Source organism: Paraburkholderia sp. SIMBA_053 (assembly GCF_046534895.1).
Taxonomy (GTDB): Bacteria; Pseudomonadota; Gammaproteobacteria; order Burkholderiales; family Burkholderiaceae; genus Paraburkholderia; species Paraburkholderia caledonica.
This window is the reverse complement of sequence record NZ_JAWRXU010000002.1, coordinates 1,103,552-1,127,591: the sequence shown is the minus strand read 5'-3', so window position 1 is coordinate 1,127,591 and position 24,040 is coordinate 1,103,552. Positions and strand designations below refer to the sequence as shown.

Genomic DNA, 24,040 nt, shown 5'->3' with positions numbered 1-24,040 from the left:
AGCTGCGTCTGTCGACAGAAACGAACGCCCCGCATGCGGGGCGTTTTTTCGTTTGCTTCGCCACGCTGCGCTTGCCTGACGTTGCGCCTGCTTGACGTTGCGCCGCGGCACGGCCATCAGACAGGCAGCGGAGGCACCGTTGCCGACGCCACATGCGGTTCGCCGAGAATGCGCGCGAGCAGGGCGTCGTAATCCGCAGCGCTCGGCGCAGTGTTGTCGAACATCAGCAGATCGCGGCACATGTCGCCGGACGGCACGAAGCGCCGCTGACGGTACTCGTCCCAATGCGCGAGCTTATATGCGTCGTTCGGATTGGCGCGTGCCATGATCCGCTGATGCGCCGTCTCCTCCGGCACCTGCACCCATACGACTCGAACGCTGACTTCTTCGCCGATACCGAGCCAGGCGCGATCGAAAAGCCGCCGCTCGCGGACTTCCCGCGAGAGCGGCGCGACTACCAGCGCGCTCACGCCGAGTTCCAGATTGTCCCGTGCGGTTTCGACGAGACCCCGATACTCCGGCTCACGCAGATGCTCGAGGAACAGCGGGCTGTCTCGATCGTTCGCGTTGCCGGTCAGCATGTGCATTGCGGCTGCGCTATAGCTGCCGTACAACGTGTCTTTGTCGAGCAGACAGAACGGCGAACCCGTTGCTTTCATCAGCGGGCCGATCAGTTTCTTTGCGAGCGTGGTCTTGCCCGTGCCTGCGTGACCGCAAATAAAGATCAGACGGCTCACGAAAATTGACCCTGCGCTTCGATTGCCGTGCGTTGCGACTCGCGCGCAAACTTGCTATTAGCTTGCAGCAAGATTGCATTGGCGACGCCAACGCCCAACGCCGGATCCATGCCGGCAATCCAGCCGATGTAGCTCATTGCGGTCTCCTTGGGTTTCGCTGTTCGCAACGATCATGAAGAAGAACGCGGCGGCACGCAAGGTCGGATGCGCGCGCCCATGCACGGTATTTGCGGCGCTTAACAATTCGATACATGAGAGCCGCCGCCAGCCCTTAACATGGCGGCTATCGCACTCCATTCATGCAGATCGGGCTACGCATACGCAACGCGTTGCAAGGCCGTTCTGTTCGCTTTCAGGGTAATCAAAATGCTGATCAATTGTGCGGCCTATCAGGACGGCCGGAAGCTGGCAGACATCGACATCGATAGCATCAGCGACTATGTGGCCCGCCCCGAATGCTTCGTCTGGGTCGCGCTGAAAGACCCGGGCCCCGGCGAACTCGCGGTGATGAAGCACGAATTCGGCTTGCACGACCTCGCGATCGAAGACGCGCAGAACGGTCATCAGCGTCCGAAGATCGAAGAGTACGGCGAGTCGCTGTTCGCAGTGATGCATACCTTGGAGATGGACGAGGATTGCGAACTGCTGATCGGCGAAGTAGACGTATTCGTCGGAGCTAACTACGTGCTGTCGGTGCGACGCGGCACCCGCGCGGGCTTTCAGAATGTGCGCGCGCGCTGCGAGCGCGAGCCGCAGCTGCTTAAGGCGGGCGCGGCGTTCGTGCTGTATGCGCTCGCCGACGACATTGTCGACCGCTATTTTCCGATCGTCGAGGCGATGAACACCGAAATCGAAGCGATCGAAGACCGCATCTTCGAGCGTAACGACTCGGCGGGCTCGCGCGCGATCATCCAGGATCTGTATTCGTTGAAACGGCGCCTCGTGATTCTTCAGCATCACATCGCGCCGTTGCAGGAGGCGATCAGCAAGCTGACGGGCGGTCGCATTCCGAGCGTGTGTGAAGGCATGCAAGCTTACTTTCGCGATGTTTACGATCACCTTGACCGTATCGTGCGCATCATCGACGGACGGCGGGAAATGGTCGTGACCGCCGTGCAGGTGAACCTCGGCATGATCTCGCTGGCGGAGAACGAAGTGACTAAACGGCTCGGTTCGTTCGCCGCGCTGTTCGCCGTGCCGACCATGATCGCCGGTATCTACGGCATGAACTTCCAGAACATTCCGGAGCTGCATTTCCGCTACGGCTATCCGCTGTGCCTTGCGATCATGCTGACCGTCGACGTCATCCTTTACTTGCGTTTCCGTAAGGCCGGCTGGCTCTGATCCGACGCACGCCAATGTGCGGTCCCCGCTTGCATGCGGCGCAATAAAAGTCCAGCATAGGCGGCCCGCCGACTGCTGAAGTTGCAGCCGGCGGCAAAACCGTCACGCGCGGACCGAGCGAGGACCCTTTTGCTACACACCATCAGTACAGACGCACGGCTCACGCTTCGGCGCGAGGCGAGGGGCCGACTGCGTCTGGCTGGCAGCACACTGCAGTTTGTGCGTGCCGGTGCACTGCAACACTACGATTCGTTGACAATTCAGTCGCAGTGCGCTGAGAATGAGTCCCGCAAACGTTTGCGCGTAACTAAAAATACGGTTCGACCTTGAACCGACAAACCCAGGAGATATGCATGAGCAACCGCATTCGCCGCCGCATCGTCGCGGCCGCAATCCTCGCCACCGCTAGCACCGCCTTGCCGTTTTCGGCCGCCTACGCTCAGAACGCACCCGCTCATAAGCCGAAAGTCGCGCTGGTGATGAAGTCGCTCGCCAACGAGTTTTTCCTGACCATGGAAACCGGCGCGAAGGACTACCAGAAGCACAACTCGTCGCAGTTCGACCTGATCACGAACGGCATCAAGGACGAGACCGATACGGCGAACCAGATTCGCATCGTCGAACAGATGATCGTCTCGAAGGTGGACGCGATCGTGCTGGCTCCGGCCGATTCGAAGGCGCTCGTGCCGGTCGTCAAGAAGGCCGTGGACGCGGGCATCATCGTCGTGAATATCGACAACCGGCTGGACCCGGACGTGTTGAAGTCGAAGGACCTGAACGTGCCGTTCGTCGGACCGGATAACCGCAAGGGCGCGCAAAAGGTCGGCGACTACCTCGCGAAGAAGCTGAAGGCGGGCGACGAGGTCGGCATCATCGAGGGCGTCTCGACCACCACCAATGCGCAGCAGCGCACCGCTGGCTTCAAGGACGCGATGCAGACCGTCGGCGCGAAGGTCGTCTCGGTGCAGTCGGGCGAATGGGAAATCGACAAGGGCAATGCAGTTGCGTCGGCCATGCTCAACGAGTACCCGAACCTGAAGGCGCTGCTCGCGGGCAACGACAACATGGCGATCGGCGCGGTCTCCGCGGTGCGCGCGGCGGGTAAGCAAGGCAAGGTGATGGTAGTCGGTTACGACAACATCAACGCGATCAAGCCGATGCTGAAAGACGGCCGCGTGCTCGCCACCGCCGACCAGTACGCCGCGAAGCAGGCTGTGTTCGGTATCGATACCGCGCTGAAAGCCCTGAGCGAGCACAAGAAGCAATCGCAGTTGTCGGGCGTGGTGGAAACGCCGTGCGATCTGGTGACGAAGTAAGCGTCGCCGACCGCGACCCTGATCGACTGGCAAGGCGCGCGGAGTCGCGCTGACGAGGCGACGCGAACGCAGGTGGAATCTCGGCGTGAACGGGTCTGGTAGTGGCTGTAGTGGTGGCTGCGAATGACGACAGGGAATTCGGCTGCGGGTGTGCCAGGTCTTAGTGAAAGCCGAGGCGTAAGCAAAGCCGATGGCAGAGCAAGGCCGAGGCAAAGACCGCAGCCGCGCCACCACGAAGCTACATCCAGGCCACAGCCACAACCAGGCCAAACCACGCCACCAGCGCCGCCAAAAACAACGACTCCGCGCTTACTTTTCAATGGACGCTCAATAGCCGCTCAAGAAACCTGCCGGGCCGCCGTTAATTCAGAGGTAAGCGTCATGACGGCGGCTGCGCGGCGGAGGGAGCGCAGCCTTAGCGCCTGCGCATTCCGCGCACTGGGCCGGCATTGACCACACGGCGCCGGACGCGCCCTCGTCGAGCCAATCGTACGAGGCACGCCTGACGCGGTGAAACAGGATCGCGATGGATTCAACCGACCACGACGCCTTGCCTGCCATTCTGTCCGTTAGCGGCATTGGCAAGACTTACGCCGAACCCGTGCTCGCCGACGTGTCATTGTCGTTGCGCGCCGGCGAGGTATTGGCGCTCACCGGCGAGAACGGCGCCGGCAAGAGCACGCTGTCCAAGATTATCGGCGGTCTCGTCGAGCCGACCGCCGGCACCATGCGTCTCGCCGGCCAGCCTTACGCGCCGGCCAGCCGGACCGAAGCCGAAGCGCTCGGCGTGCGGATGGTGATGCAGGAGTTGAACCTGCTGCCCACGTTGTCGGTGGCGGAAAACCTGTTTTTGAACCGCTTGCCGCGCGCGGGCGCGTTCAGCTTCGGCTGGATCGACCGGCGCAAGCTGCGTGAGGACGCGCGGCACGCGATGGCGCAGGTCGGGCTCGACGCGATCCATCCGGATACGCTAGTGGGCGAGCTGGGTATCGGCCATCAGCAGATGGTGGAGATCGCCCGCAATCTGATCGACGATTGCCGCGTGCTGATCCTCGACGAGCCAACGGCGATGCTGACCGCGCGCGAAGTCGACCTGCTGTTCGAGCAGATCGACAGGCTCAAGGCGCGTGGCGTCGCGCTGGTCTATATCTCGCACCGGCTCGAAGAGCTGGCGCGAGTCGCCGAGCAGATCGCGGTGCTGCGCGACGGCCGCCTCGTGCACGTCGACGCGATGGCCAATCTGACGAGCGACGAAATCGTCACGTGGATGGTCGGCCGCGAACTGGGCGAGCAGATCGATCTCGGCGTGCGCAATATCGGCGCGCCGCTGCTGAAAGTGGATCGGCTCACGCGCGGCAAGGTCGTGCGCGACGTGTCGTTCGAAGTCCGCGCGGGCGAGATTTTCGGCGTCAGCGGTCTGATCGGCGCGGGCCGCACGGAGTTGATGCGGCTGATTTATGGCGCCGATCAGAAAGACAGCGGCACGGTGGCGCTGGCCGCCACGCCGGGTGCGCCGCCCACGCCGGTGCGGATCGATTCGCCGTCGGACGCGGTGCGCGCGGGGATCGCGCTCATCACCGAAGACCGCAAGGGCGAGGGCCTGCTGTTGCCGCAGCCGATTGCGGCCAATGTGTCGCTCGGCAATATCGGCAGCGTGGCGCGGCACGGCATCGTCGATGCGAAGCGCGAAAACGCGCTGGCGAAAAAGCAGATCGACGCAATGAGGATTCGCAGCTCCGGACCGGGGCAGATTGTCGGCGAGCTGTCGGGCGGCAATCAGCAGAAGGTCGTGATCGGCCGCTGGCTCGCGCGCGATTGCCGCGTGCTGTTATTCGACGAACCTACGCGCGGCATCGACGTCGGCGCGAAGTTCGATATTTATGGCTTGATGGGTGCGCTGGCTCGTGAAGGACGCGCGCTCGTCGTGGTGTCGAGCGACCTGCGTGAGCTGATGCTGATCTGCGACCGGATCGGCGTGATGTCCGCAGGAAGCCTGACGGGTGTGTTCGAACGCGATACATGGTCGCAGGACGCGTTGCTGGCGGCCGCTTTTGCCGGCTACCGCAGCCGCGAGGCGCTGTTGCACACACTCGATACCAATGAAGCAGGGAGTTTGTCATGACCGATCAATCGTTGCGCGAAACGTCGGGCGCAAAGCAGGGCGGAGCGGCTGCAAACGGCGACACCAATGCAAGCGGGAACGTGAACGCGGTCCCGGCCGATCCATCCGCGCCCCTCGCGAGCGGCAAGCCGGCCGGCACGCGGCTGGGATTTTCGAATTACCTCGGCCTTGCCGGCGCATTGCTCGGCATGATCGTGTTGTTCTCGTTGCTCAGTTCGCACTTTCTGACGTACGACACGTTCAGCACGATCGCCAATCAGATTCCGGATCTGGTCGTGATGTCGGTCGGCATGACCTTTGTGCTGATCATTGCGGGCATCGATCTGTCGGTCGGTTCCGTGCTCGCACTTGGCGCGTCGGTGGTGAGTGTGGCGGCGCTGAAGTGGGGCTGGGGCCCGTTGCCGTCGGCGCTGCTCGGCGTCGCCGCCGCGGCGCTGACCGGCACGATTACCGGCGCGGTCACGGTCGGCTGGCGGATTCCGTCGTTCATCGTGTCGCTCGGCGTGCTGGAAGCCGCGCGCGGCCTTGCCTATCAGATGACGAATTCGCGCACCGCGTACATCGGCGACGCGTTCGATTTCCTGTCGAACCCGATCGCGGTCGGCATCTCGCCGGCGTTTCTGATCGCGGTGGCGGTGATGGTGATCGCGCAACTCGTGCTGACGCGCACGGTGTTTGGCCGCTATCTGGTCGGCATCGGCACCAACGAAGAGGCCGTGCGGCTCGCGGGCGTCAATCCGCGGCCTTATAAGGTGATCGTGTTCGCCCTGATGGGCGCGCTCGCCGGCCTTGCGTCGCTATTCCAGATTTCGCGTCTGGAGGCGGCCGATCCGAACGCGGGTGTCGGCGTGGAACTCCAGGTGATCGCGGCGGTCGTGATTGGCGGAACCAGTCTGATGGGCGGGCGCGGTTCGGTTATCAGTACATTTTTTGGCGTGTTGATCATTTCGGTGCTGGCGGCCGGGCTCGCGCAGATCGGCGCGAACGAGCCGACCAAACGCATGATTACAGGCGCGGTGATCGTGGTGGCAGTGGTGCTGGACACATACCGCAGCCGCCGCAAGCGTGCCTGACGCCGGAAGATTAGCGCGTGTCGGGCGGTTGCAGGGCTGTTTGCAGTAAAGCGTAAGAATTGACGAGTGTGACGTGCCTTCGATAAGGGTGTCTTGCAGGTCGGCAGTAAGCATGACCGGCGGGAAAAACAGGCGGGAGAGCAACAGGTTATGGCGACGATCAAGGATGTAGCGGCCGTGGCGGGCGTGTCCTTCACCACGGTGTCCCACGTGGTGAACAACTCGCGTCCCGTGTCGGCAGACGTGCGCGCGAAGGTCGAGCACGCCATTCGCCAGCTTCACTATGTGCCGTCGGCGGTGGCCCGTTCGCTGAAGGCGCGCGCTACCGCGACCATCGGACTCGTCGTGCCGAACAGTACGAACCCGTATTTTGCGGAGCTCGCGCGCGGCATCGAGGACGGTTGCGCCCGCAACGGCTACTGCGTGTTCTTCTGCAATTCCGACGACGACCCAGCGAAGCAGCGCAATTATTTGCGCGTGCTGCAGGAAAAGCGGATCGACGGCCTGATCGTTGCGTCTGCCGGCGACGACGCGGTACTCGCGCAGACTCTCGCCGACGCGCGCGAGCCGCTCGTGATCGTCGACCGCAATATTGAAGGCGTCAACGCCGATCTTGTGCAGATCGACCATGAAAAGGGTGCGTATCTGGCTACCCGTCATCTGCTCGAACTTGGACATGTGCAGATCGGCTGCATCAGCGGGCCGGTCGAGACGGCGGTGAGCGCAATGCGGGTCCACGGCTTTATCCGCGCAATGACCGAACGCGGCATCGAAATTCCGCCCAATGCGATCGTCGAAAGCGATTTTTCGGGCACCGGCGGGCATCGCGCGGCCGCGCAACTGTTCGACACGCTCAAGCCGTCGGCTATTTTTGCGTGCAACGACATGATGGGCATCGGCGCGTTGCGCGCCGCGGCGGAGCGCAATATCAGCGTGCCGCGCGACTGTTCGATCATCGGTTTCGACGACATCGAACTCGGACGCTTCACGTATCCGGCGCTGTCGACCGTCGGGCAATCGGTGCGCGCGCTCGGCGACATGGCCGCTCAGACGCTGATCGAACGCATCGCGGGCAAGTCGTCGGCGAGCCCGCGGCCAGCCGGTCGTCGACGTGTGGTCTCGCCGCGCCTCATCGTGCGCGAATCGACGTCTGCATGGGCCGGCGCGGGAAAACGCGATCTCGCGGCTTGAGCGCGGGTGGCCGGCTTGGACGTGTGTCGAGCCGCCATGCACTTCGGCAGGTTTAGAAAGCTGGATTTCGGGAGAAACGAGTGTCAAGTAACGAAACGCGCGCACGCGTGGCAGTTGTCGGCAGTCTGAATATGGATCTGGTCGCGCGCGCGCCGCGTTTGCCGCATCCCGGCGAAACGCTGGCCGGCCGCACGTTCGCGCAGGTCGCGGGCGGCAAGGGCGGCAACCAGGCGGTGGCCGCGGCCAGACTCGGCGCGCAGGTGTCGATGCTCGGCTGTGTCGGCGCGGACGCGAACGGCGCCCAGTTGCGTGCGGGGCTCGAAGCGGAAGGCATCGACTGCGCGGCGGTCGAGACCGGCCGCGAGGCGACGGGCGTCGCGCTGATCGTCGTCGACGATGCGAGTCAGAACGCGATTGTGATCGTCGCCGGCAGCAATGGGGAAGTGACGCCTGAAACTATTGCGCGTCATGAAGCGGTTCTGGCCGCCGCTGACGTGGTGATCTGCCAGCTCGAAACACCACTCGACACGGTGCAAGCGGCGCTGGCCACGGCGCGGCGGCTCGGCAAGACGGTCATTCTGAATCCGGCGCCGGCCACAGGTCCGCTTCCCGCAGAGTGGCTGCCGCTCATCGACTATCTGATACCGAACGAACTGGAAGCGGCGACGTTGACCGGCTTGCCCGTCGGCTCGCCCGAAGAAGCGGCCACTGCGGCTGCCGTGTTGCGCGCGGCCGGCGCGCGCAACGTGCTGGTGACGCTCGGCCCGCGCGGTGTGCAGGCGGCGCTCGAAGGCGCGGCACCGGCCTTGTACGACGCGCCGAAGGTCAAAGCCGTCGATACGACGGCGGCCGGCGACACGTTCATCGGCGGTTTCGCCGCGCAACTCGCGCAGGGTGCGAGCGTGGATGCGGCGATCCGCTTCGCGCAGCGCGCGGCGGCGCTGTCGGTCACGCGCGCGGGCGCGCAGCCGTCGATTCCCACGTGGGCTGAAGTGGAAGGCTGAGTGTTGCGATCAAGGCGGCGCGAGGCGGTTGGCGTCGATCCTTGCATGCCATGCTGCGAAGTTCGGCGCGTGCGGCGCTTGTTGAGTATGCCGTGCACCCGCGCTTGGCACGCTTTCACGCCGCCCCGGTTTCTTGCTCGTGCGGATCTGCTAATCCGCCGAGCGGCTGAACCAGCGAGGGCCAAAAGCCGAGTGCCGAGCCCGTCGGCCGATTAAATAAATAGCAGCTAGCCAGTCACCACTTCATCATTCCCCGCTTCAACGCTAAACCCCAGCCTCAGTCAACCCGGCTGCACGCACCGCGTCTCATCTCCTGCACCACGCCCCCCGCGCGATCTTCCTTGCATTTCTTGCTAACTTCCGTCAACCGCCTTTCTTCATACTAGAAGCGCTTCAAGTATCCCGCTTACGTGCCGTAAACGAGGCTAATAGAGCAAGGCGTCTAAGCGCGCGCTCTCATCCGTCTACTACAGGAACAAGCATGTTGAACAAAGGAATTTCGATCAAGGCGCGGATCGGCCTGACGATGGCTTTTCTCGCGGCGCTGCTCGTCGGCATCGGCGCGTTCGGTCTATTCGGCATGGGCCGTTCTAACGACGCGTACAAGGATACCTTCACGAACTCGATGCCGAGCGCGGTCAACATCGGCAACGCCGAGTTGTTCGCGGCGCGCGAGCGTCTCGCGCTCGACCGCGCAGCGTTCATGATGGGTACGCCGGAAGTCACGGCGACGCTGGAGCGCGCGCGCGGCATGCGTGCCACGTCCGACATGTGGTGGAAAAAGTACATGGACCTGCCGCGTGAGCCGGAGGAAGAACGCCTCACGCAAGTCGTGGTCGGCAAGCGCGATGCACTGCATCAACAAGCCGAAGCGTTCTCAGCCATCGTTACGGCTGGCGATCAGAGCAAGTTGATCGACGGCGCGAAACGCATGCAGGTGGCCTACAACGAACTCGCGACTGCCGACGAGGCGCTCAGCAAATATCAGTTCGATCAGGCCCGGCAGGGTTTCGAATCCGCGCAGTCGAGCTTCGAGATGTTCCGCATGGTCAGCCTCGGCGCGCTCGTCGCCGGTGTCCTCGCGGCGCTGCTGTCGTATGTGGCGCTCAGCCGGGCAATCGCCCGCCCGCTCGCCGAGGCGCTAGGTCATTTCGACGCGATCGCCGCGGGCGATCTGCGCCGTCAGGTCGTCATCACGTCGCGTGACGAAATGGGGCAGGTGCTCGAAGGTATCGGGAAGATGCAGCGCAGTCTCACCGAAACGGTGCGCGCAGTGCGCGGCGGAAGCGAGTCGATTGCTACCGCGACGCGCGAGATCGCGGCCGGCAACATTGACCTGTCGTCGCGCACGGAAGAGCAGGCGTCCGCGTTGCAAGAAACGGCGTCGAGCATGGAACAATTGACCGGCACCGTGAAGCAGAACGCCGAGAACGCCCGCCAGGCAAGCTCGCTCGCGGCCAATGCATCGGAAATCGCCAACAAGGGCAGTGCGGTCGTCGGCCAGGTGGTCGGCACGATGGGCGAGATCAACCAGAGTTCCGCGAAGATCGCCGACATCATTTCGATCATCGAAGGAATCGCGTTCCAGACCAACATCCTCGCGCTGAATGCGGCCGTGGAAGCCGCCCGTGCCGGCGAAGACGGGCGCGGTTTCGCGGTCGTCGCAGGGGAAGTGCGCAGCCTTGCGCAACGCTCGTCGGCGGCGGCCAAGGAAATCAAGGAGCTGATCGATACGTCGGTGGACCGCGTGCAGTCGGGCTCGGCGCTCGTCGACGAAGCGGGTCGCACGATGACCGAGATCATCGGCGCGGTGCAGCGCGTGACCGACATCATGGGCGAAATCGCCGCGGCCTCTGAAGAGCAGAGCAGCGGTATCGACCAGGTGGCGCGCGCCGTCACCCAGATGGACGAAGTGACGCAGCAAAACGCCGCTCTCGTCGAAGAAGCGGCCGCAGCGGCGTCTTCTCTGGAAGACCAGGCCGGCAAGCTGCGCGGCGCGGTCGCCGTGTTCCAACTGCAAGACGGTGGCGCGCAGATGCCGGGCGGCTCGCTGTCCCGGCATCTGCCGACGCCGGCACGGGTTGCCCCAGCGGTGCCGCGGTCGGCGCCTCGTGCAGCCCCGCGCGCAAGCGCAGCGGCGCCGGTTCAGCATGTAAGCGCTGCTCCCGCGCCTTCGGCAGCAGCCGCGCCGGCAACCGCGCCTGCAGCACCGAAAGCCGCTCCCGCGCCGCGTGCGCCTGCCAAGGCTGCGGCCGTCGCCAGCGCAGGCAGCGATCAGGACTGGGAAACGTTCTGACCGGACGTCCAAGGTAGTGGCCTGTACGCCGCTCGGGCCGCCGGAACGTGCGCTGCAATGATCGTTCCCGACGCGTCGGCTGCGGAAGCCGTGGCGACTGAGCCGCCTGCAAAAAAAGACCGCGCTTGCTTATGTAAGCGCGGTTTTTTTATGGCGTGTGCATTAAGTCGCGTTTGTCGAGCGGCCGACGCCCTGGCGGGCTTCACGATCCGGTACATTGACGGGCGCGGCTACGGTAATTCGTGACCGGATCGCGGCTGTCGGCTGTCGGCGACGCTGCAGCTGTCCGGGCCCGAGGGGCGCTGCCGCGCAAACCGCCGCGTGGCTAAGTGCCGCTCAGCAACGTCTCGTCGCCGCTTTACTACTCTTGATCGCCGCGAACCATCGCGAACCATCGCTAACCACCGCGCTGCAGTAGCCGTTAAATGCGCCAGCCACAAAGGACCGACATGACGCCACACGACCTCGCGCACCGCCTCGTCGAAGCACGGCGGCAGCATCGCCCGATCGACGGGCTCGTGCCCGAACAGATGCCGCCGGACGCCGCCACCGCTTACGCGATCCAGCAGGCGGTCATCGAGGGTCTCGGCGACTCCACCGGTGCGTGGAAGATCGGCGCGAAGGTGCCCGGCGGGGCCGCCTCTGGCGCGCCGATCCCCGCTTCGCTGGTGCTGCCTTCGCCCGCGCGAGTCGCTCACGCGGGCTTCTTTCGCGTGCTGCTCGAACTCGAGATCGCGTTCCGCTTCTCCGAGGCGATCGAGCCCCGCGGCCGTGCCTACGCGCGCGACGAGGTTCTCGCGCTGGTCGGCGAAGTGCTGCCGGCCATTGAGATCGTCGATAGCCGCTTTGCGGAATGGCCCAACATCGCGCCTCTTGCACAACTCGCGGATGCCCAGAATAACGGAGCATTGATCACCGGCCACCCGGTGCCGTACGCGGGACTCGCGCGCGGCTTCGATTTTGTTTCGCCGGAACTGGAGCTGAGCTTCGACGGCAATTCGCTCGTGCCGGACGCGACCGGTAATCCCGCGGGCGACCCGCGCGAACTGCTAGTGTGGTTCGTCAACCATTGCGCCGCCATGGGCATCACGATCGAGCCGGAGTGGACGTTGACCACGGGCTCTTATGTCGGTGCGCACAATGTGGGCAAACCCGGCATTGTGCGCGGCCATATCGACGGACTCGGAGAGGTCGAGATCGAACTGACCTGAAGCCGTGACACTGTGTGATGTGACACGGTGCTCGGTTTCTATCCGATGTCGTTCTTGTAACGGCGCATTACAAACACCACGTTTAACGGCTGCCATGGGCGGCCGTTTTACATTTGATGCGTCTGCGCTTACTGCTTAGCCGTATACCCTATTGAACCGTTTGAATGCCGCGCCGTTATCCAGTTAACGGACAGCGAAGGGACAGCGAAGAGAGAGCGCACTGAGCGGCCGCGAGCGGTAAGAAACATACATGCGCGATACCGGTGGCGCACATTCTGCAAGAGTCTGAGTGAGTGTGAGCGATGCAGGCAACCATGTCGTCGACGCGGTTATGTCAAAGCGGCGAAGCAGGGAAAGCGTGGCTCGATAGCGAAGCATGGAGAGCGGCACAACGATTTCTGAGTCGATGTGAATCGCGATGGAACAAAAGCTCGCGTACATGGACGAACAGCATGGAAGTACGCCGGCGAGCCGCACATGCGACGGCGGTCGACAGACATGTAACAGATGCGAAGACATGTAGACCAAACGCATGTCCATGCGTTAGGAAGGAAAGTGCGATAGCAAAAAGAGCGGGGACGTAGCGCGAATTTTGCAAGGCGCTGGCTTCAAGGTACGCGGTGTGCGTGTGCAGCCATCGCGTGAATGCAAGTGTTGGGATGCACCTGGTGAGCGAGCTGTTCGATCGTTCGACGCGCAAGATTGTAGGTCGTCGAAACAAGCTTTCCAAGTGATGAATGTTGGGAGGCGAATGCGGCGCGATTTTCGCAACGTAGTTCGTGAAAAAAAATTTAAAAGGGTTTAGGATGAATTCGAGCGATGTCGTTTCCGAATAGCGCGCCGCGCACGACATCGGTCTAGACTTCGGCGAGGAGGTAGCATGGATATCTACAGCAGTTTCGCGACCCGCTTCGAGAAAACACGAGAGGACGAACTCTCGCTCGAGGAGTATCTCGCGCTCTGCAAAGACAATCCCGCCGCGTACGCCACGGCTGGCGAACGCATGTTGACGGCAATCGGAGAACCCGAACAGATCGATACTCGCAACGATCCGCGTCTGTCGCGTATCTTCGCGAACAAGGTCATCAAGGTATACCCCGCATTCCGTGAGTTCTACGGAATGGAAGAGGTGATCGAGCAGGTGGTCGCCTACTTCCGGCACTCGGCCCAGGGGCTCGAAGAGAAGAAGCAGATTCTGTATCTGTTAGGCCCGGTCGGCGGCGGTAAATCGTCGATCGCGGAACGCCTGAAGCAGCTCATGGAGCGCGTGCCGTTCTACGCGATCAAGGGCTCGCCCGTGAACGAATCGCCACTCGGTTTGTTCGACTACGACGAGGACGGTCCGATCCTCGAAGAGCAATACGGCATACCACGCCGCTACCTGAAAAGCATTCTGAGCCCGTGGGCGGTCAAGCGCCTGCACGAGTACAACGGCGACATCCGTAAATTCCGTGTGGTGCGGCGCTATCCGTCCATCCTGCGGCAAATCGGTATCGCCAAAACGGAGCCTGGCGACGAGAACAATCAGGACATCTCGTCGCTCGTCGGTAAGGTGGACATCCGCAAGCTCGAACAGTATGCGCAAGACGATGCTGACGCATACAGCTACTCGGGCGGCTTGTGTCTCGCGAATCAGGGCCTGCTCGAATTCGTCGAAATGTTCAAGGCGCCGATCAAGGTCTTGCACCCGCTGCTCACCGCAACCCAGGAAGGCAACTTCAAGGGCACGGAAGGCTTCGGCGCGATCCCTTTCGACGGCGTGATTCTCGCGCACTCGAACGAGTCGGAGTGGAAGGCATTCCGCAACAACCGCAACAACGAAGCATTGCTCGACCGGATCTTCGTCGTGAAGGTGCCGTATTGCCTGCGCTACTCGGAAGAGATCAAGATCTACGAGAAGCTGTTGCGCAATTCGTCGCTCGCCAATGCGGTATGCGCTCCCGGCACGTTGAAAATGATGGCGCAGATGTCGGTGCTCACGCGCTTGCAGGAGCCTGAAAATTCGAGCCTCTTCTCGAAGATGCAGGTCTACGACGGCGAGAATCTGAAGGACACCGATCCGAAGGCGAAGTCGTACCAGGAGTACCGCGACTTCGCGGGCGTGGATGAAGGGATGACCGGCGTGTCGACCCGCTTCGCGTTCAAGATTCTGTCGCGCGTGTTCAACTTCGATTCGACCGAAGTCGCGGCGAATCCGGTGCACCTGATGTACGTGCTCGAACAACAGATCGAGCGCGAGCAATTCCCACCGGAAACCGAGCAGAAGTATCTGTCGTTCATTAAAGACGTGCTTGCCTCGCGCTACGCGGAATTCATCGGTAAGGAGATTCAGACCGCTTATCTGGAGTCGTACTCTGAGTATGGGCAGAACATTTTCGATCGCTATGTGACGTATGCCGACTTCTGGATTCAGGATCAGGAGTTCCGCGATCACGACACTGGCGAGAGCTTCGACCGCGCGGCATTGAACGCCGAACTGGAGAAGATCGAGAAGCCCGCCGGCATCAGCAACCCGAAGGATTTCCGCAACGAGATCGTGAACTTCGTGTTGCGCGCGAGAGCTGCGAATGCAGGGAAGAATCCTGCATGGATCAGCTACGAGAAGCTGCGCGTGGTGATCGAAAAGAAGATGTTTTCGAACACGGAGGAGTTGCTGCCTGTCATCTCGTTCAACGCCAAAGGCTCGGCGGAAGAACAACGCAAGCACGAAGACTTCGTCAACCGGATGGTGGCGAAGGGCTATACGCCGAAGCAGGTGCGCTTGCTCTGTGACTGGTATTTGCGCGTGCGCAAGTCGTCATGATCCGCATTGCGTGCCGCCCGCGCGGTCCGACCGCGCGGGCACCCTGCGAGGCGCAAGCTGCATGGACATAGCACTGGACCATGCAGCGTACGTCTCGCGACGAGTCGACAAGGGAGACGAGGCGTGCTTCATCAAATCATCGACCGCAGGTTAGCAGGCAAGAACAAAAGCATTGCAAATCGCGAGCGTTTTTTGCGTCGCGTTAAGAACTATATTCGTCGCGCCGTTTCGGAAGCGGTGCGCGACCGCAGCATCAAAGACATACAGAACACGCAGAGCATTACGATTCCGCGCAAGGACATCGCAGAGCCGTCGTTCCGGCACGGGCCGGGCGGCCGGCGCGAAATGGTGCATCCGGGCAACTCAGACTACATCCGCGGCGACAAGATCCAGCGTCCGCAAGGCGGTGGCGGTGGCGGCGGTGGCGGCCAGGCCAGTAACGAAGGCGAAGGGCAGGATGACTTCGTGTTCGAACTGAGCCGTGAAGAGTTCATGCAGTATTTCTTCGACGACCTCGAATTGCCGCGGCTCGTCAAAACTCACCTGATGGCCGTGCCCACGTGGAAGAGCATTCGCGCCGGCTGGGCTGCCGAAGGCACGCCGAACAATATCGACGTGGTCCGTTCGTTGCGCAGCGCGCTGGGGCGCCGCATCGCACTCGGCGCGCCGCTCGTCAATCAGTTGCACGAGATGGAGCGGCAACTGGAGGTCATGAAAGCGGACCCCGACGACCGTCGCGAAGACATCAAACTGCTTGAAGAGGAAATCCACCACTTGCGCGGGCGCATCTGGCGCATTCCGTTTATCGATCCGTTCGATTTGCGCTACGTGAACCGCGTGAAGCAGCCCACACCGTCCAGCCAGGCTGTGATGTTCTGTCTGATGGATGTGTCGGGTTCGATGGATGAGCAGCGCAAAGATCTCGCGAAGCGCTTTTTCATCCTGCTGTACCTGTTTCTCAAGCGCAATTACGAAAAGATCGAGGTGGTGTTCATCCGCCACCACACGCGCGCGGAAGAGGTCGACGAAGACACTTTCTTCCATTCGACGGAAAGCGGCGGCACGGTCGTGTCGAGCGCGCTCGAACTGATGCAGAAGGTCATGGACGAGCGCTATTCGCCGACTGAATGGAACATTTACGGCGCGCAGGCGTCGGACGGCGACAACTGGACCGACGACTCGCCGAAGTGCCGCAAGATACTCTCGGATGACATCCTGGAGAAGGTGCGCTATTTTGCGTATATTCAGGTGACGCCCGAAGAGCAGAATTTGTGGCTCGAGTATGCGCAACTGGCGTTGAGCCAGCCGCATATGGCGATGAAGAAAGTCGAAACCGCGGCTGACATCTATCCGGTGTTTCGCGAGTTGTTCGAAAAGCAGGTGGCGTCGTCATGACGGACAAGCACTTGCACAACGAAGCGCGCGGCTATCAGCCGGAGCGTGGGAAAGGCGTGCCGCAGCGTCAGTCGGGGCATGCCGAGGCAGCGGCGGACGCGGTCCGACCCGTCGCAGCCGGAGCAGTCGACAACGCTGAAGCACGGGGACACACCGGAACGCCCACTGAGGGGCAAAGGGAAGTCCGTATGAACGTAGCCGATAGACGGCCTCTGCCGTGCCCGTCCGACTGGACCTTCGAGTTGATCGAAGAGTACGACTCGCATATTGCCCGTGTTGCAGAGCAATATGAGCTCGACGTGTATCCGATCCAGCTGGAACTCATCAGCGCTGAACAGATGATGGACGCTTATGCGTCCGTCGGCATGCCGGTGAATTACCGGCACTGGTCGTTCGGCAAGCACTTTCTCTCTACCGAAAAAAGCTACCGTCGCGGGCAGATGGGGCTCGCGTACGAGATCGTCATCAATTCAAACCCCTGCATCGCGTATCTGATGGAAGAGAACACGATGACGATGCAGGCGCTCGTCATCGCGCATGCGGCGTATGGGCATAACTCGTTCTTCAAGGGCAACTATCTGTTCCGGCTGTGGACGGATGCGCATGCCATCATCGATTACCTCGTCTACGCGAAGAACTACATTGCCGAGTGCGAGGAGCGCTTCGGGTTGGACCGTGTCGAAGAACTGCTCGATTCGTGTCATGCGCTGATGAACTACGGCGTCGATCGCTATAAGCGTCCACAGAAACTGTCGCTCGAAAAGGAGTTCGCCGCGCGGCGCGAGCGCGAGGCGTACCTGCAGTCGCAGGTCAACGAACTGTGGCGTACGCTGCCCACGCGCCATACGCCGTTGCCCGAGGAAATCGAGGAACGTTATCCGCCGGAGCCGCAGGAAAATCTGCTGTATTTCGCGGAGAAAAACGCGCCGTTGCTGGAGCCCTGGGAGCGCGAGGTGATCCGCATCGTGCGGAAGGTGGGACAGTACTTTTACCCGCAGCGGCAGACGCAGGTCATGAACGAAGGCTGGGCCACGTTCTGGCACTACACGCTGCTCAACACGATGTACAACCAGGGCAAGCTGGAAGACGGCTTCATGATGGAGTTTCTCCATTCGCACAGCAATGTGGTCTATCAGCCGCCCGTCACGAAGCCTTACTACAGCGGTATCAATCCGTACGCGCTAGGTTTTTCGATGATGAGCGATATTCGCCGCATCTGCGAAAACCCTACCGACGAAGACCGCAAGTGGTTCCCGGAACTGGCCGGCAGTCCGTGGCTTCCCGCCATGCACTACGCGATGCGCAATTTCAAGGACGAGAGTTTTGTCGCGCAGTACCTGTCGCCGCATCTGATCCGGGAAATGCGTCTGTTCTCGGTGCTCGACGACGACATGCGCGACGCGCTCGAAGTCTCCGCGATTCACGACGACAGCGGCTATCAATATGTTCGCCAGGCGTTGTCGCGGCAGTACGACATGCATCATCGCGAGCCGAATATCCAGGTGTGGTCGGTGAATACACGTGGCGACCGCAGTCTGACGCTGCGGCACTTCATGAGTGACAACCGCCATCTTTCATCCGATAGCGACGAAGTGCTCAAGCACATGGCGCGTTTGTGGCAGTTCGACGTGTATCTCGAAAGCGTCGATGAAAACGGCACGGTCAGGAAGCGTTACGAGTGCCGCTACGTGCCGCCGGCCGTGAGGGCGTAACGGGGCGCTTGGGGGCGCTTAGGGGCGCTTAGGGTTCTCTTGGGCGCGCCGGCCACTGTTGTGGCCGGCGCGCCTGTCTCTTTGTGAAGTCCGAAGTCGAGCCTGGCGTTCCCGACGGGTGAGTCGTGACCATCGGCGCGCGAATCTGGTTACGGGTTGGGTTACGCCTGGGCGCCCAGATCAGCCAGAAAATCCCGCGCGCGCTCCGACAAGCCCGGGGCGAGGTTCAACGCCTGAGTGGCCGCCGCTGCGACCCGAGTGCGCGCGTTCTCCTCCAGTTCGTCGGCGGCTGTCGTCAGCCAGTCCGGAAACTTTTCCGCGAGCGCGTCGATCAACACGGCGGCTTGCCGCCGGTCCTTATCTGCCTTCAGCGCACGCGACGGGTCGCGAAGCGTGCTGACTATAAGCTTGTGAAGCGCGAATCTGGCGGGATCGGGCAGCATCACCGGCACCACGTGTTCCTTGCCGAGGATAAAGCCGCGCGTAGGGTTCGATACCAGGTACCTGAAGTAGGGAAGCCCTGTCGCGTGGGCGCGCAAGTGCGGCAAGGCCTTCGTCTCGTAAGCCTCGGTACCCGGCACGAGTAAGTCCACCTTGAGGGGCTGTCCACGCGCCTTGAACGACGTGGACGGCTTTCGCGAGTCCAGTTCCGGCACCTCGAGAAACGGAATACCGCTATCACGAAGAATGTCGAGAAAGCTGCGCTCTTCGGGGATAGCCACCGAAATGCTCCCGGTGCTGCCAATGTCGATGTCTTCCGTCCTGTAATTCGCAGGCAGACGGACGCCCAGACTGTTCAGAAGCGCGCCGAAGGCGTGGGAGCCGACCAGCACTCCGCCGTGGCTGAAAATGCCCGCGTTGAAGAGCGTTGCCAGCGTGAGCGCCGAAGAGTTGTCCGCGGCGGCAAAGTTGGCCTTGCGCAGTATCTGGACCTCGGCGGCAAGCGCGCGCATCTCCGCGCTCTCGAGTAGTTTCGCCTCGAGCGCAGCCTCGGTAGCAGGCTCGCCGGCGCGGCCCAGCGACGTTTCCTTGTGCTTTCCCGATGCCAGATAGACGCGCCAGTAGGTGTACGTTTTCCCGTCGACGGTCTTCTGGGCGGCCGATCCCGGAGAGTGCAAGGGAATGTGGCCTTGTGCGCTGGCGCGCTCGGTCACGGACGAATACAGCGTTTGCAGTGCGTCGTTGTGAAAGCTGGCCATGGCTGGCGTCTCCTTATACCCTGTGATTAAACATTAAGGTATAAATAGATCGGCGTCAAATTTATACCTCGCGATCCAACCACGAGGGATAAATCGCAAAACTAACTCAGAACGGGCGGGACCGGACTGACGACGGTGCTTGCCGTAGCGCTTGCCAACAATCCCCCAACTTCCACTTGCGATTCTGTAAAATTCGCCCACGCTGAAAACTGCGTGCTGAAGGCGGCGCCATGACCGCCGCCTCCGTTCAAGAGACAAGGAAGACACAACATGACCGACCTCACAGACCACAGCGTGGCCTCCGCCCACGACACACGGCGCCGCATCTTCGCGATTGTCGGCGCGTCATCGGGCAATCTCGTCGAATGGTTCGACTTCTACGTCTATTCGTTCTGCGCGCTTTATTTCGCCCCCGCATTCTTTCCGAGCGGCAACACTACGACACAATTGCTCAACACGGCCGGCGTGTTCGCGGCGGGCTTCCTGATGCGCCCGATCGGCGGCTGGTTTTTCGGCCGTCTCGCCGACAAACATGGCCGCCGCATGGCGATGATGGTGTCGGTGTTCATGATGTGCGGCGGCTCGCTCGTGATCGCCGTGTTGCCCACGTACGCGCAGATCGGTGCGCTCGCGCCTGCGCTGCTGCTAGTGGCGCGTCTGTTCCAGGGACTGTCGGTGGGCGGCGAATACGGCACGAGTGCGACCTATATGAGTGAAGTCGCACTCAAGGGACGGCGCGGCTTCTTCGCGTCGTTCCAGTACGTGACGCTGATCGGCGGCCAGCTGTGCGCGCTGCTCGTGCTGGTCGTGCTGCAACAAACGCTCTCCACCGCGGAGCTCAAGGCATGGGGCTGGCGAGTGCCGTTCGTGATCGGCGCGGTAGCCGCGTTGATCGCGTTGTATCTGCGTAAATCGCTCGATGAAACCACCACCGCCGCGACGCGTCAGCGCAAGGAAGCGGGCACGCTGCGCGGCTTGTGGAAGCACCGCGTCGCGTTTATGACAGTGCTCGGTTTCACCGCGGGCGGCTCGCTGATTTTCTATACGTTCACCACGTACATGCAGAAGTATCTGGTGAACACGGCGGGCATGAGCGCCAAGACGGCAAGCAATGTGATGACCGCGGCGCTCTTCGTCTACATGGTGCTCCAGCCGGCCTTCGGCGCGTTGTCGGACCGCATTGGCCGCCGCAATTCGATGCTGTGCTTCGGCCTGTTCGCGACCATCGGCACGGTGCCGCTTCTGCACGCGCTCAAAGACGTGACGAGCCCCTATGCGGCGTTCGCGCTCGTCGTGCTGGCGCTCGCGATCGTGAGCTTCTATACGTCGATCAGCGGCCTGATCAAGGCGGAGATGTTCCCGCCGGAAGTGCGCGCGCTCGGCGTCGGTCTCTCGTATGCGGTGGCCAATGCGATTTTCGGCGGCTCGGCCGAATACGTGGCGCTGTGGCTCAAGTCGGTCGGCAGCGAGTCGATGTTCTACTGGTATGTCACCTTGCTGTGCGCCATTGCCGGGCTCGTCGCGTTGCGCATGCGCGATCCGTCGAAAGAAGGCTATCTGCGGCACGAACCGTAAGTCTCCCGACCCACGCGCGCGCTTTCCACAAGCGCGCCGCGCACCCGCTCAGGACACCACGATTTCGGTGCCGAGCACGTGCAGCAGATCGCGCAGCGCTTCGGCCTGCGCCATTTTCGCGTCGCTGCGCAAATGGATCCGCACGGCTCGCCCGGCAATTCCGTCAACGGGTTGGGCGAGCCACAACTCCACCGCAAGCCCTAAACCCTCCGGCTGATTGACGGCAACCGGCTCGATCACGCGCGGCTTGAAACAGGCACTGTCGGACATGGCGAATCACCTCGAAGCTGATGACGTGTCCGGCTCATCGTAATCAGCGGCGTGCGCGAGTCCAAGCAACAAATACGTGTTTGCTAAGCAGAGGATGCTTAGCAGAAAAAACGCTGACCGCGCATGCCGGCGAGCCGCGGACGATCAGCCGGGCTCGGTCGTATCGGCGGCCAATTCGGCGACGAAATCGCTCATTACTGCGCCGGTTTCGCCGCTCAAGCCCGCCGACGCGACAGGAGCGACCGGACTGACAAGAGCGGCCGAACCCACAGGCGCGACAGGCGCAGCAGAGGCGGCGATCGCCACGGCTCGATCGCGCGCGCTCATCGCGGCTCGCGACAGCATCAGCAGATGGTAGTAAAGCCGCGCGCTCAAGCCATAGTGGTACGCAAACAGATGAGCAAGCGCGATCTTGAAGCCGAGCCGCGCCTGACGGTTCCTCGCATGTACCGACACCACGATGGGAGCGAGCCGCCGCAGCGCGAGCTTGCGTGACGGCTCCAGTTGCGGCGGCAGCTTCAGCATCTTGACGAACGCGTAAGCACTGAGCGTGGCCGCCGACGACGTGCCGCGCGTGCTCTGCGAAATGGACGTCGCGGTTTTGCGATACACCGACACGTAATCGTGCAGATAAAACACCTCGCGCGCCGCGAGGCAAAGTTCGGTGCCGAACACGAAATCGCAGCACACGCCGTACTGTTCCTTGTAGCCGATGCGTTTGACGAGCCGCGCGTCGGCCATCCAGCCGTTGTTCGGGAACATCTGAATGAGGCCGGTCCTGCCGGGCAGCGGTTGCAACCCTTCGGCCTCCTTTGTACGGCGGAACGCCGCGTTGAGCCGCGCGCTCACCTCGACGTCGATCGCGCCGGAATGATCGGCCTCATACTGCGCGCCGAACGCGGCATCGAGCCGCGGATGCAGGTGCCAGAGCGACACCAGTTTCTCCACGCCGTCGGTGGCAAGCAGGTCGTCGTCGTGAATCAGCATAATCCTGTCGCCGCGCGCGCGCTGGAAGAGGCTCGCGACATTGCGCGCCTGACCGAGCGGCGGCTCGTTCCTCGTATAGCGGATGCGCCGCTCGTTCCTGTAACGCGACGCGATGAGTTGTTCGGTGCGCGCATCGGTCGAGTCGTCGCCGATCACGATTTCCACATTGCCGTAGGTCTGCGCAAGACACGAGTCGATGCACTCGACAACCAGCTCCGGCCGGTTGCACGTCGGCAGGCAGATCGACACTCTGGCGGACTGAATGGCGGACTGGAAAGAGGGCGAGGGGATGAACATGGGCGTCGCCTTTGTTATCTGTTGAAGGGGCGGCAGCCGGTCTGCCTGGTCGCATACGTCGCTGCAAGCAGAAAAATAGTTCATCACGCCGAAAAAATATTCGGTAAAAAAACGGAAAAAATGTCTGGCGTATGAAAGGCGGTGGAAGGGAAAAATTTATGCAGCTTTGCCGCGCAAATGCAGCAAAGCCGCTTGTAGACCCACGCTTAATTTCAACCCACTGACGGTTCGCCTTCGCCCGGCTTCTGGCCGGGGCGATCGGCTGGCGACTGATCGCGTCCTTCGTCGGCGCGCTCCGGCAGCTTGCTTTTCTCGTTGTCGCTATGCACTGCCGGCTGCGGATGGGCGATGTCGTCCGGCTTATCGCCGGTTTGCTGCTTGGTGTCGGCCATGGCTTTCTCCTTGTGAAGACTCACCATGTGGAGCAAAGCCCGGGCCTGCGCGCGTTCAGTCGGTCTGTCCGGCGCCCGTCAGCGAAATAATGAAGTCAAGGAATGCCCGCACCTTGGCCGGCGGATGGTGCCGTGACGGGTACAGCGCATACAGCGGATAAACCTCGTCGCCCCACTCGGGAAAGAGTTCGACGAGCTTTCCGCTCGTCACAAGCGACTCGGCGCCGAGCGAGAGAATCTGCGCGACCCCCTGGCCCGCGGTGCATACGCTGTGCAGCGTGCCGACGTCGTTCACGGTCAGCCGGCCCTGAGGCGTGACGACCATTTTCCTGCGGCCGCGATGAAACTCCCACGTGAACGGATAACCGGTGAGCGGATCGCGAAATTTGATGCACGCATGCGCGCCGCTCTCGAGTTCCGCGGGGTTGGACGGATGTCCGTGCTTCTTCAGATACGAAGGCGCGGCGACTGTGAGAATGCGCGTGTCGAGCACCTTGCGCGCGATCAGCGACGACACCGGCGGCTCGCCGAAACGGATCGCGACGTCGAAACCGTCGCTGACCATATCGCCCAACTGGTCGCGCGTGATCAGTTCGAGCTGCAGATCCGGGTGTTTGTCGACGAAACCGCCTAGTCTGGGTCCGAGCACCAGCCGCGAAAAGAACGGGTCCATGTTGACGCGCAGGCGGCCGCGCACCGCTGTCGCGCCTTGCGCGGCCGAGGCTGCCGCTTCTTCGAGACCGCTTAGCAGCGGCACGATCTGTTCGTAGAAGCGCCGGCCCTCGTCGGTGAGCGTAACCGAGCGGGTGGTGCGGTCGAACAGCCGGATACCCAGGCGCGCCTCGAGCCGTGCGACGGAGCGGCTCACACCCGACTGCGACATGTCGAGCGCCACGCCTGCCGCCGCGAAACTTCCGCAGTCGACGATCGCTGTCAGCACGCCCATGCCGTTCAGCATGCGCTCGTCAAATGGCATCTGTAAGTCCTTTCTTATTCGTGAACGGCGTCCATGCTAACGCGAAACGCCGTGCCGGAACCCGAGCGAGAACAGAGCGGAATCGGCTTATGCGTATCGCATCAGCAAGCGACAACGAAGTCACCAGGCAACACGGCCAG

19 protein-coding genes are annotated in these 24,040 nt (G+C 62.2%); 12 read left to right on the top strand and 7 right to left on the bottom strand.

What is annotated here, in order from left to right; genetic code table 11:
* Window positions 1-116: 116 nt before the first annotated feature.
* Both SB753_RS11520 and SB753_RS11515 read right to left on the bottom strand, forming a co-directional pair.
* Window positions 117-737, bottom strand: coding sequence for an AAA family ATPase (locus tag SB753_RS11520; protein ID WP_410800236.1), 621 nt, complete (start codon window positions 735-737; stop codon window positions 117-119).
* Window positions 734-874, bottom strand: coding sequence for a cytochrome bd-I oxidase subunit CydX (locus SB753_RS11515; RefSeq protein WP_410800235.1), 141 nt, complete (start codon window positions 872-874; stop codon window positions 734-736). Before SB753_RS11515 ends, SB753_RS11520 begins: the two co-directional genes overlap by 4 nt.
* Window positions 875-1,103: 229 nt before the next feature.
* On the opposite strand from SB753_RS11515, the gene corA reads away from it, so the two are divergent.
* The 11 genes from corA (at window position 1,104) to SB753_RS11460 (ending at window position 18,204) form a co-directional block, all read left to right on the top strand.
* A complete protein-coding gene (corA, locus tag SB753_RS11510) occupies window positions 1,104-2,081 on the top strand; it encodes a magnesium/cobalt transporter CorA (RefSeq protein WP_027777171.1) in 978 nt (325 codons plus the stop codon).
* Window positions 2,082-2,434: 353 nt separating this feature from the next.
* Window positions 2,435-3,397 (top strand): sugar ABC transporter substrate-binding protein, encoded by a 963-nt coding sequence (locus SB753_RS11505; RefSeq protein WP_020070243.1) that lies wholly within the window; start codon window positions 2,435-2,437, stop codon window positions 3,395-3,397.
* 526 nt (window positions 3,398-3,923) lie between these two features.
* Complete coding sequence (locus tag SB753_RS11500; RefSeq protein ID WP_408128013.1) at window positions 3,924-5,519, top strand: sugar ABC transporter ATP-binding protein; 1,596 nt, start codon at window positions 3,924-3,926, stop codon at window positions 5,517-5,519.
* Window positions 5,516-6,592, top strand: a complete 1,077-nt coding sequence (locus SB753_RS11495) for an ABC transporter permease (protein WP_020070245.1) — start codon at window positions 5,516-5,518, stop codon at window positions 6,590-6,592. The genes SB753_RS11500 and SB753_RS11495 overlap by 4 nt, the downstream gene beginning before the upstream one ends.
* A gap of 150 nt (window positions 6,593-6,742) precedes the next feature.
* Window positions 6,743-7,783, top strand: a complete 1,041-nt coding sequence (locus SB753_RS11490; protein WP_410800234.1) for a LacI family DNA-binding transcriptional regulator — start codon at window positions 6,743-6,745, stop codon at window positions 7,781-7,783.
* An 80-nt stretch (window positions 7,784-7,863) separates the two neighbouring features.
* Window positions 7,864-8,787 (top strand): ribokinase, encoded by a 924-nt coding sequence (gene rbsK / locus SB753_RS11485; protein ID WP_087752538.1) that lies wholly within the window; start codon window positions 7,864-7,866, stop codon window positions 8,785-8,787.
* A gap of 481 nt (window positions 8,788-9,268) precedes the next feature.
* The gene (locus SB753_RS11480) at window positions 9,269-11,083 is read left to right on the top strand and encodes a methyl-accepting chemotaxis protein (RefSeq protein WP_410800233.1); all 1,815 of its coding nucleotides are present in this window, start codon (window positions 9,269-9,271) and stop codon (window positions 11,081-11,083) included.
* Window positions 11,084-11,532: 449 nt separating this feature from the next.
* Window positions 11,533-12,294 (top strand): 2-keto-4-pentenoate hydratase, encoded by a 762-nt coding sequence (locus SB753_RS11475; protein ID WP_410800232.1) that lies wholly within the window; start codon window positions 11,533-11,535, stop codon window positions 12,292-12,294.
* An 880-nt stretch (window positions 12,295-13,174) separates the two neighbouring features.
* Window positions 13,175-15,097 (top strand): PrkA family serine protein kinase, encoded by a 1,923-nt coding sequence (locus SB753_RS11470; RefSeq protein WP_013339422.1) that lies wholly within the window; start codon window positions 13,175-13,177, stop codon window positions 15,095-15,097.
* A 123-nt stretch (window positions 15,098-15,220) separates the two neighbouring features.
* Window positions 15,221-16,492, top strand: a complete 1,272-nt coding sequence (locus SB753_RS11465) for a YeaH/YhbH family protein (protein WP_020070250.1) — start codon at window positions 15,221-15,223, stop codon at window positions 16,490-16,492.
* Entirely contained in the window at window positions 16,489-18,204 is a 1,716-nt protein-coding gene (locus tag SB753_RS11460; protein WP_020070251.1) for a SpoVR family protein, read from the top strand. Before SB753_RS11465 ends, SB753_RS11460 begins: the two co-directional genes overlap by 4 nt.
* A 161-nt stretch (window positions 18,205-18,365) precedes the next feature.
* Here SB753_RS11460 and SB753_RS11455 read toward each other — a convergent pair whose 3' ends face one another.
* Window positions 18,366-19,403 (bottom strand): GSU2403 family nucleotidyltransferase fold protein, encoded by a 1,038-nt coding sequence (locus SB753_RS11455; RefSeq protein WP_410800231.1) that lies wholly within the window; start codon window positions 19,401-19,403, stop codon window positions 18,366-18,368.
* Between the two features lie 270 nt (window positions 19,404-19,673).
* Here SB753_RS11455 and SB753_RS11450 point away from each other — a divergent pair, with 270 nt between their 5' ends.
* Window positions 19,674-20,978 carry an MFS family transporter gene (locus SB753_RS11450; protein WP_020070253.1) on the top strand — a complete coding sequence of 435 codons (1,305 nt, stop codon included), beginning with the start codon at window positions 19,674-19,676 and terminating at the stop codon, window positions 20,976-20,978.
* Window positions 20,979-21,026: 48 nt separating this feature from the next.
* On the opposite strand, the gene SB753_RS11445 is transcribed toward SB753_RS11450, so the two are convergent.
* The 4 genes from SB753_RS11445 to SB753_RS11430 form a co-directional block, all read right to left on the bottom strand.
* A complete protein-coding gene (locus tag SB753_RS11445) occupies window positions 21,027-21,248 on the bottom strand; it encodes a hypothetical protein (RefSeq protein ID WP_020070254.1) in 222 nt (73 codons plus the stop codon).
* A 144-nt stretch (window positions 21,249-21,392) separates the two neighbouring features.
* The gene (locus SB753_RS11440; protein WP_410800230.1) at window positions 21,393-22,532 is read right to left on the bottom strand and encodes a glycosyltransferase family 2 protein; all 1,140 of its coding nucleotides are present in this window, start codon (window positions 22,530-22,532) and stop codon (window positions 21,393-21,395) included.
* A gap of 212 nt (window positions 22,533-22,744) precedes the next feature.
* Entirely contained in the window at window positions 22,745-22,924 is a 180-nt protein-coding gene (locus SB753_RS11435; RefSeq protein WP_410800229.1) for a hypothetical protein, read from the bottom strand.
* A gap of 55 nt (window positions 22,925-22,979) precedes the next feature.
* Window positions 22,980-23,900 carry a LysR family transcriptional regulator gene (locus SB753_RS11430; protein WP_087752532.1) on the bottom strand — a complete coding sequence of 307 codons (921 nt, stop codon included), beginning with the start codon at window positions 23,898-23,900 and terminating at the stop codon, window positions 22,980-22,982.
* Window positions 23,901-24,040 lie beyond the last annotated feature (140 nt).

What these genes read in the sequence shown, in the direction of transcription:
- SB753_RS11435 (WP_410800229.1), bottom strand. Translation starts at nt 22,924, where the DNA reads ATGGCCGACACCAAGCAGCAAACCGGCGATAAGCCGGACGACATCGCC.
- SB753_RS11505 (WP_020070243.1), top strand. Translation starts at nt 2,435, where the DNA reads ATGAGCAACCGCATTCGCCGCCGCATCGTCGCGGCCGCAATCCTCGCC.
- SB753_RS11470 (WP_013339422.1), top strand. Translation starts at nt 13,175, where the DNA reads ATGGATATCTACAGCAGTTTCGCGACCCGCTTCGAGAAAACACGAGAG.
- SB753_RS11475 (WP_410800232.1), top strand. Translation starts at nt 11,533, where the DNA reads ATGACGCCACACGACCTCGCGCACCGCCTCGTCGAAGCACGGCGGCAG.
- SB753_RS11450 (WP_020070253.1), top strand. Translation starts at nt 19,674, where the DNA reads ATGACCGACCTCACAGACCACAGCGTGGCCTCCGCCCACGACACACGG.
- SB753_RS11480 (WP_410800233.1), top strand. Translation starts at nt 9,269, where the DNA reads ATGTTGAACAAAGGAATTTCGATCAAGGCGCGGATCGGCCTGACGATG.
- SB753_RS11445 (WP_020070254.1), bottom strand. Translation starts at nt 21,248, where the DNA reads ATGTCCGACAGTGCCTGTTTCAAGCCGCGCGTGATCGAGCCGGTTGCC.
- SB753_RS11500 (WP_408128013.1), top strand. Translation starts at nt 3,924, where the DNA reads ATGGATTCAACCGACCACGACGCCTTGCCTGCCATTCTGTCCGTTAGC.
- corA (WP_027777171.1), top strand. Translation starts at nt 1,104, where the DNA reads ATGCTGATCAATTGTGCGGCCTATCAGGACGGCCGGAAGCTGGCAGAC.
- SB753_RS11515 (WP_410800235.1), bottom strand. Translation starts at nt 874, where the DNA reads ATGAGCTACATCGGCTGGATTGCCGGCATGGATCCGGCGTTGGGCGTT.
- SB753_RS11495 (WP_020070245.1), top strand. Translation starts at nt 5,516, where the DNA reads ATGACCGATCAATCGTTGCGCGAAACGTCGGGCGCAAAGCAGGGCGGA.
- SB753_RS11430 (WP_087752532.1), bottom strand. Translation starts at nt 23,900, where the DNA reads ATGCCATTTGACGAGCGCATGCTGAACGGCATGGGCGTGCTGACAGCG.
- SB753_RS11460 (WP_020070251.1), top strand. Translation starts at nt 16,489, where the DNA reads ATGACGGACAAGCACTTGCACAACGAAGCGCGCGGCTATCAGCCGGAG.
- SB753_RS11440 (WP_410800230.1), bottom strand. Translation starts at nt 22,532, where the DNA reads ATGTTCATCCCCTCGCCCTCTTTCCAGTCCGCCATTCAGTCCGCCAGA.
- SB753_RS11490 (WP_410800234.1), top strand. Translation starts at nt 6,743, where the DNA reads ATGGCGACGATCAAGGATGTAGCGGCCGTGGCGGGCGTGTCCTTCACC.
- SB753_RS11455 (WP_410800231.1), bottom strand. Translation starts at nt 19,403, where the DNA reads ATGGCCAGCTTTCACAACGACGCACTGCAAACGCTGTATTCGTCCGTG.